Consider the following 1061-nt stretch of genomic DNA (forward strand, 5'->3'; position numbering starts at 1 on the left):
CCCAACGAGCATTTTTCAGAAAGATAAGGGCTTCAGTATCAGATAAATCATAGATCGCAGAGATAGATAAATTGCGATAGGCAGAAAGTAATTGTGGTGGCGTTTGCTTCTTTTTCATTTATTTGTTCAACATTCATAATTAGCTCCTGACTTATTGCTTTATGCCCAATAGGTCGCGTTTCTCTAGTTAAATTGGTTGAACAAATTAAATATAAAAAAAGCAAATGAGAAGATTTGCTCAAAAGCGGCAGAATTTTAGATCAAAGTTTGATCGATTTGCAAGAAGAAAAAAGCAACCTCTTTCGAGATTGCTTATGTGTATAGAAAGTTATTCTTTATAAGATAGATAAAATATCATTATTCATTTTATTTGTTTTAACTCATCCATTGCTTTCTTATATTTTTCCATATGTGATATAACATAGGAATATCGATAGGGATATATTCAATAAGATATTCGGATAAAGATGTCTTATCTATTGTTAATTTTGATGTTCCATCAGCTAGGTTAGATACGATAGTTTCTCTTATTGCAGAAAAGTAAATATTATAAAATTCCATATTTATAGGATACTTTTCATTATTCTTTGATGTTAGGATATAGCAAAGGTTGCTTGCAATAAATTTTCCATTAATATAATGAGTTCTACCTAACGATCCACCTGCTTTTGCGGCATAAACAATAGCTTCACAATCATGAGTATATTCATCATGTTTTTTCCATTCTTCCGATGCGGTTATAAAATCAAATTCACCACTATCATTAGCATCACTACTAGCTAAATTACCATCATTAACATAAAAAAGATCACTTAATTTAAGTAGTGGATAGGTGCTGTTTCGTTCATTTTGGTATCCATTTGGATTCAATATATTTTTTTCATATATTTTTCTTTTTTCGCATAATCCTTTTGTTTCCTTGAAATCACTTATATGATCTAAAATTTCACTCTCAATATCATTCCAACGGTTATTCTTATCTATTCTACCTTTATGTTGGATACTTACAAATCCATCATCAGCTAAGTTATAAAATAAGACATTATCATTGGGGCTGTAGT

Annotated in this window: 1 protein-coding gene; it reads right to left on the reverse strand. The window is 29.9% G+C overall.

All coding sequences use genetic code 11. The annotated features are described in order from the left end of the window. Positions 1-375: 375 nt before the first annotated feature. On the reverse strand, positions 376-1061 hold a 686-nt coding region (locus HMPREF0027_RS07150), incomplete at its 5' end, for a restriction endonuclease subunit S (RefSeq protein WP_005623558.1).

Origin of the sequence: Actinobacillus ureae ATCC 25976, from assembly GCF_000188255.1 — a bacterium.
Classification (GTDB): domain Bacteria; phylum Pseudomonadota; class Gammaproteobacteria; order Enterobacterales; family Pasteurellaceae; genus Actinobacillus; species Actinobacillus ureae.